This is a genomic window from Sphingobium sp. MK2 (assembly GCF_040170545.1).
Taxonomy (GTDB): domain Bacteria; phylum Pseudomonadota; class Alphaproteobacteria; order Sphingomonadales; family Sphingomonadaceae; genus Sphingobium.
In genome coordinates, this window is record NZ_JAZDXA010000040.1 from 41,725 (window position 1) to 48,376 (window position 6,652).

The 6,652-nt window shown below is 62.8% G+C and carries 7 protein-coding genes; all 7 read right to left on the reverse strand.

Translation table 11 applies throughout. The features are described from left to right. Positions 1–14: 14 nt before the first annotated feature. The 7 genes from V2I08_RS16260 to ispG all read right to left on the reverse strand — a co-directional run bounded on the left by V2I08_RS16260 (position 15) and on the right by ispG (position 6,563). On the reverse strand, positions 15–650 hold the full coding sequence (locus tag V2I08_RS16260) for an outer membrane lipoprotein carrier protein LolA (protein WP_349636015.1): 636 nt from the start codon (positions 648–650) through the stop codon (positions 15–17). A 101-nt stretch (positions 651–751) separates the two neighbouring features. Then, the gene (locus V2I08_RS16265; protein ID WP_349636016.1) at positions 752–3,079 is read right to left on the reverse strand and encodes a DNA translocase FtsK 4TM domain-containing protein; all 2,328 of its coding nucleotides are present in this window, start codon (positions 3,077–3,079) and stop codon (positions 752–754) included. 259 nt (positions 3,080–3,338) lie between these two features. Continuing rightward, on the reverse strand, positions 3,339–3,824 hold the full coding sequence (locus tag V2I08_RS16270) for a GNAT family N-acetyltransferase (RefSeq protein ID WP_349636017.1): 486 nt from the start codon (positions 3,822–3,824) through the stop codon (positions 3,339–3,341). Further along, positions 3,821–4,720, reverse strand: coding sequence for a DMT family transporter (locus V2I08_RS16275; protein ID WP_349636018.1), 900 nt, complete (start codon positions 4,718–4,720; stop codon positions 3,821–3,823). The genes V2I08_RS16270 and V2I08_RS16275 overlap by 4 nt, the downstream gene beginning before the upstream one ends. Before the next feature lie 6 nt (positions 4,721–4,726). Further along, entirely contained in the window at positions 4,727–5,107 is a 381-nt protein-coding gene (locus V2I08_RS16280) for a type II toxin-antitoxin system VapC family toxin (RefSeq protein ID WP_349636019.1), read from the reverse strand. Next, positions 5,104–5,346, reverse strand: a complete 243-nt coding sequence (locus V2I08_RS16285; protein WP_349636020.1) for an AbrB/MazE/SpoVT family DNA-binding domain-containing protein — start codon at positions 5,344–5,346, stop codon at positions 5,104–5,106. The genes V2I08_RS16280 and V2I08_RS16285 overlap by 4 nt, the downstream gene beginning before the upstream one ends. A gap of 53 nt (positions 5,347–5,399) precedes the next feature. After that, complete coding sequence (gene ispG, locus V2I08_RS16290; RefSeq protein ID WP_349636021.1) at positions 5,400–6,563, reverse strand: flavodoxin-dependent (E)-4-hydroxy-3-methylbut-2-enyl-diphosphate synthase; 1,164 nt, start codon at positions 6,561–6,563, stop codon at positions 5,400–5,402. Positions 6,564–6,652: the final 89 nt, after the last annotated feature.

Here is a 6,652-nt window from a genome sequence, read left to right on the forward strand (position 1 = left end):
ATATCCCGCTCGATTCAACCGCCCGCCGCGCGTCCGCGTGGCCGGGGGTCCGTCCAGCGGAAGGTCGAATCAGCGACCGCCGCGCCGTAACGCTGGTTGGTGAGCCGTACCGCGGTGCGGTTATTCTGCGAATCGAGCGCGACCCAGCCATAAAGTTGCAAGCCGGCCGGGCTGCCCGCGTCCCGCTTGAAGATCATGGTGATCGTGCCAAATTCGGGCCGCTTGAGATCACGCGCCTCGACGCTCAATATAGTCGGGTCGCCAGTGGGTACGACCTTGCCGAATTTCGACAGATCCTTGGACGGATCGAGTAGCGCGCCCAACGGGGAGTTGCCGATCGGCCAACGCTGCACCTGCCGCACTTCATAATCGATCATCGTCAGCGCCTTGCCATCGCCCACGATCAGCAGCGGCACGCCCTTTTGATATTGGAAGCGGATCTTGCCCGGCTGCTTGATCGTCAACTGCCCCGTCAGATTCTGGCCATTACGGTCGGTCTGAGTAAAGTCGGCCGTCATCGTCGTCACGGCGCGGATATAGGCATTGACCTTGGTGAGATCGGACTGGTTCGCCTGTGCCAATGCGGGCACGGCGATCGGCAGGGCGAGGGCGACTGGCGCAATGGCCAGCGCCAGAGAGATGCGCTTCATCAGACAGAAACTCCGGTTGTTACGGATGCGGTTTAGGAGGAGCGGCTTGAACGACCTGTGAACCCGCCCGTTCCCTGCCGTTCAGCAACTTGGCCAAACCGTTATAGCGGATTGCCATTTTCGTCGCGCAGCACTTCGCGGCGGCCGACATGGTTGGGCGGGCCGACCAGGCCTTCCTCTTCCATCTTTTCGATCAGGCGCGCGGCGCTATTATAGCCGACGCGGAGCTGGCGTTGCAGCCAACTGGTCGAGGCCTTCTGATTTTCGAACACCAGTTGGCACGCCTTGCGGAAGAGCTGCGCGTCGGGGCTGTCGTCGCCCAGGTCCACGCCATCAAGGGCGAAGCTGCCTTCTTCGGGTTCTTCGGTGACGGCCTGGATATAGTCGGGCTGGCCCTGCGCGCGCCAATGATCTGCGACGACGCGGACTTCATCGTCCGAGACGAACGGGCCATGGACGCGGGTCAGCCCCTTGCCGCCGTGCATGTAGAGCATGTCGCCCTTGCCCAGCAATTGTTCGGCACCCTGTTCGCCCAGGATGGTGCGGCTGTCGATCTTGCTGGTCACGAAAAAGCTGATCCGGGTCGGCAGGTTCGCCTTGATGACGCCGGTGATGACGTCGACCGAAGGACGCTGCGTTGCAAGGATCAGGTGGATGCCGGCCGCGCGCGCCTTTTGCGCCAGGCGCTGGATCAGAAATTCGACTTCCTTGCCGGCGGTCATCATGAGGTCGGCGAGTTCGTCCACCACCACCACGATCTGGGGCAGTGGCTGGAAATCGAGCTGTTCCTCCTCATAGATGGGCTTGCCATTTTCGGGGTCGTAGCCGGTCTGGACGCGGCGACCCAAGGGCTTGCCCTTGGCCTTGGCCGCGCGGACCTTCTCATTATAGTTGGCAAGGTTGCGGACAGAGATGGACGCCATCATGCGATAGCGGTCCTCCATCTGCTCGACCGCCCATTTGAGCGCGCGGATGGCCTTTTGGGGTTCGGTGACGACCGGCGAGAGCAGATGCGGGATGTCGTCATAGGTCGACAGTTCCAGCATCTTGGGATCGATCATGATGAGGCGCAACTGGTCCGGCGTCATGCGGTAGAGCAGCGACAGGATCATGGCGTTGAGACCCACCGACTTGCCCGACCCGGTGGTGCCCGCGATCAGCAGATGCGGCATGGGTGCCAGGTCAGCGATGATCGGTTCGCCCGAAATATTCTTGCCCAGGATGATGGGCAGCGTCCCTTCGCCGCCAAATTGCTCGCTGGTGATGAGTTCGCGGAAGGACACGCCTTCGCGATGGGCGTTGGGCAGTTCGATGCCGATCACCGTACGCCCCGGAATCGTCGCAACGCGCGCCGACAGCGCCGACATATTGCGCGCGATATCGTCGGCGAGCGCGATGACGCGGCTTGCCTTGATGCCGGGTGCCGGCTCCAGTTCATACATGGTCACGACCGGGCCGGGCCGGACCTCGACGATATTGCCCTTCACATGGAAGTCATCGAGCACCGATTCGAGCAGCCGCGCATTGCGTTCCAGCGCGGCCTTGTCGATCTTGCCGCCCTGGCTCGCAGGAATGGGGTTGAGCAGGTCGGGCGAGGGTAGCGAGCTATGGCCGAACAGATCGTCCTGGGAAATCGGGGCCATCTGCCGCTGCGGCGGCGCGGGCTTGGGGCTCTGGATCGTAATCGGTGGCTTGGGTTCGTTCGAGACCTGCTTGCGCGGCGCGATGACGCGCTCGGCCCCGTCCTCTTCCGGTTCGATGTCGCTGCTGGTGCTGCTGCCGATGCCCGGCAACGCCAGCGTCGGGCGGGGTAGCGCCAATTTGGGCAGCGATGGGCGACGCAACGCGATGATCGGCTTTTCCAGCGCCAGACTACGATAGCAGGCGATAAGGCCAGCGATCAGCGTCATGACCACCAATAGGCCGGTTATCCACGGCGCGGCGGCGGGTGCCTGTGCCGTGAGACTGGCCACGCCCTTGGCCGTGACGAGACCGATCACCCCGCCCCAGCCCGCAGGCAGGCCAACCAGCGGATCATCCTGAAACAGCGACAGGGCAATGCCGATAAGGACGATGCCGAACAGGCATTTGCCGAACTGCCCCTTCCATGTGGTCATATCCTGGTCGCCCCACATCCGGCGTGCGGTCACAGCCATCAGCGGCAACATCAACGCAACGGGAACGCCCAACAACCAGAGCAGGAAATCCGCCGTCCAGGCTCCCGGCCTCTGCATGATATTGGCGACATGGTCCCCGGCGACCGTATTCATCGAAGGGTCGCTGGGCGTATAGCTGAGCAGCGCCATCGCGACGAACAGGGTCGCCAGCATCAGCAGAATCGCGCCGATCAGCGCCCCGCTGCGAAGCAGGCTGCGCTTGAGCATTTCGCGCCATTCCGGCGTGCGCTTCACGGTGCGGCTGACAGCCATGCTAAACTCTTGTCCCCCAAATGTTCCGTTTCGGCACAATGCGCCGAGCGACGAGTCCGCGTCAAGCCTGCGACCGATCGGCTCGTCCCGCCTTATCCGTAACAACCCTTATGGCAGGGGTGCCAAGATCCGGCGAAAACGTGTGGCAGAAAGGAACCTGTCCCATGTTCGCTGCCTATTATCCCGCCCTGGTCGTCGTCTCCATGGCCGCCTTCGCCGCCGTCATGCTCTATGTCAGCATCGAAGATCGCCTGAAGAACTAACTGCGGGCCAACGCCTGCAACGACGCGCCGTCGAGCCGCTGGATGGTCCATTCGTCCATCGGCATCGCCCCGATCGCGCGATAGACGGCGATGGCCGGTTCGTTCCAGTCCAGCACCGACCATTCCAGCCGGGCGCAGTCGCGTTCGACGGCCAGTTGCGCCAGTCGGACGAGCAGCGCCTTGCCCGCGCCTGATCCGCGCGCGTCGGGTCGGACGAACAAATCTTCGAGATACAGGCCCGGTCGTCCTTCGAAGGTCGAGAAATTGTGGAAGAAGAGCGCAAAGCCGATGGCGTCGCCCTGCCGTTCTGCAATCAGCACTTCGGCCATCGGGCGCGGGCCGAAAAGATAGCGGGCGAGCGTATCGCGGTCCGTGTTCACGGCATGGGCGAGTTTCTCATAGTCGGCCAAATCGCGGATGAACTGCAGGATGGTATCGATGTCGCCCGGCTCGGCCGCGCGGATGAGGATATCGTCGGTCACGCGGTTCCCGCTTCCACATGGGCCAGATCGGCCCGTTTCGAGCGCGCCGCGATAAGGCAGGCGACCACGATCAACAAGGCACCGGCCACCGTCGGCAGCGTGATCCGTTCATCGAACAGCAGCCACCCCAGGATCGCGGCCCAGACGAAGGCGCTATATTCGACCGGGATCAACCGCTGCGCCTCCGCCCGCGCGTAGGCCCAGGACAGGGCGGCGAGCGAGGTGAAGGCGAGGGCGGCTGCCAACAGGATGAGCGGAACGGCCGGGCGTGGCGGCAGGGCGAGCAGAAAGGGCGCACCCAGCGCAAAGACGCCGAGCATCACCAGATGCTGAAAGAAAGCGACCTCGATCGGCGAGGCGACCTGCGCCTGTTGCCGCTGGATGATGAGGTTCCAGGCAAAGAGCACCGCCGACGCCAGCACGGCCCCTGCCCCCAGCAGCGCATCGGCGTCATAGCGCCCCTGCAACCGGCCCGACAGGATAACGGCCACGCCCACCAAGCCCAGCAGCGACGCGCCAATCGCGCGGCGGCCGATCCGTTCCTTGAGCAGCAAGGCGGCAAGATAGAGCGCGATCAGGGGGGCGATGAAGGACAGGGCGATGGCTTCGGCCAGTGGCATCCGCATGATCGCCCAGAAGAACAGCCCGGCCATCAACGCGACCACCGTGCCGCGCAGCAGATGGATGCGCAGGACCGCGCGCGACGGCCAGCGCTGGCGCGTAAGCAGCATCAGCGCAAGGCCAAGCAGCGTGCCAGCAACCGCCCGCCAAAACAGCGCATTGTAGAGGCCGATGCCAAGGCTCAACCCCTTCATCGCCGCATCCATCACGGCAAACAGCGCCACGCCCGCGCAGCAGACGGCAAAGGGGATGGCGAAACTATGGTGGCGCGACATGACGGGTCAGCGGATCACTATGATGTCGATGCCTAAATCCAGTTCGGCCCAGGCACGGTCAGCGGTGATGACTGGAAGTTTACCGAGGCGCGCAAGCGCCAGACAGGCCCGATCTCCCAGAGACAATCCCAAATGCCGAGTCATCGGGCGAAGCAAGGCCGCTTCAAGCGCGTGTTCTTCGATGAACGGACAGATATGCAGTTCTAACCGCGCCACTTGCGCCTCGGCATCGTCCTTCGACAGGCCGGCCTCCACAAGTTTAGTATAGGTTTCGCATAGATTGACGACCGAAATCTGGCCGGTCGCCAGATGTGGCTGCACCTGGTCTGCTCCGCGCTCGTCCAGCAAAATCGTCAATAACGCGGACGCATCGAGAACCGCTGTCATTCGCGCTCCGCTTCAGCGCGACGTTCGGCCAGAAAATCGTCAACGGTGAAAGGCTTCTTTATCAGGGCTTTCAAATCGGCCTGTACTTCGCGCAGAACCTGATCATAGCTTTTGACCAATATGCCGCTACCTTGGCGTTCGAATATGATGCGGTCACCATCCTTGAAGCCCAACTGCCGACGCAATTCAGCGGGGATGACAGCCTTACCGCCGCTGATCATTTTTCCGCTATAGGTCATGCAGGGCCTCCAGGGACCAAAATACCGTATTGGTCCTGACTTTCCAAGTGACCTTATTCCGCCGCCGCCTGCGCCTTGCCCGCGTCGGTCATTTCCGATTCCGCCTTGGCAGCTTCGATTTCGGCGGCTTTGTCCTCCACCAGTCGGACGATGTGATCGACCAGGGCTTCGTCCTGCACCGTATGGTCGGTGATGCCCGACAGATAGACCATATGCTTGCCATTGCCGCCGCCGGTGAGGCCGATATCGGTTTCGCGGGCTTCGCCGGGGCCATTGACGACGCAGCCCAAAACCGAGAGCGACAGGGGTGTGTGGATATGCTGGAGCCGTTCCTCCAGCGCCTGCACGGTGCGGATCACGTCGAAGCCCTGCCGCGCGCAACTGGGGCAGGAGATGACCTTCACGCCGCGGGTGCGGATGCCGAGCGATTTGAGGATTTCATAACCGACCCGGACTTCCTCTTCGGGTTCCGCCGACAGCGAGACGCGGATCGTGTCGCCGACGCCGGCCCAGAGCAGGTTGCCGATGCCGATCGCGCTCTTGACCGTGCCGCCGATCAACCCGCCCGCCTCGGTTATGCCGAGGTGGAGCGGACAATCGACCGCTTCGGCCAATTGCATATAGGCCGCCACCGCCAGGAATACGTCGCTCGCCTTCACCGCGACCTTATATTCGTGGAAATCCTGGTCCTGCAGCAGCTTGATATGGTCGAGCGCGCTTTCGACCAGCGCTTCGGGGCAAGGCTCGCCATATTTTTCGAGCAAATCCTTTTCGAGACTGCCCGCATTGACGCCGATGCGGATGGCGCAGCCATTGGCCTTGGCGGCGTCTACCACTTCCTTTACCCGCGCCTGCGACCCGATATTGCCGGGATTGATCCGCAGGCAGGCCGCGCCGGCATCCGCCGCTTCGAGCGCGCGCTTATAGTGGAAATGAATGTCGGCGACGATCGGCACGCGGGCGGCGCGCACGATCTGCTTGAGCGCTGCGGTGGATTCCTCGTCAGGGCAGGAGACGCGGATGATATCCACGCCCGCTTCCTCGCAGCGGCGGATCTGGTCGATCGTGCCCTTGATGTCGTGGGTCAGCGTATTGGTCATGGTCTGGACCGTGACCGGCGCGCCACCGCCGACCGGAACATTGCCGACCATGATCTGTCGGCTCTGCCGACGGGCAATATCGCGCCAGGGACGCAGGCCGGGATTATGCTCGGACATGAAAAAGGGGCTCCGTGGTTACGAAGCCCCTATAGGGATGTTTGGTGACGGTTAGAAGCGTTGCCTTTTGGTGTTTCAGCCGAGCTGAA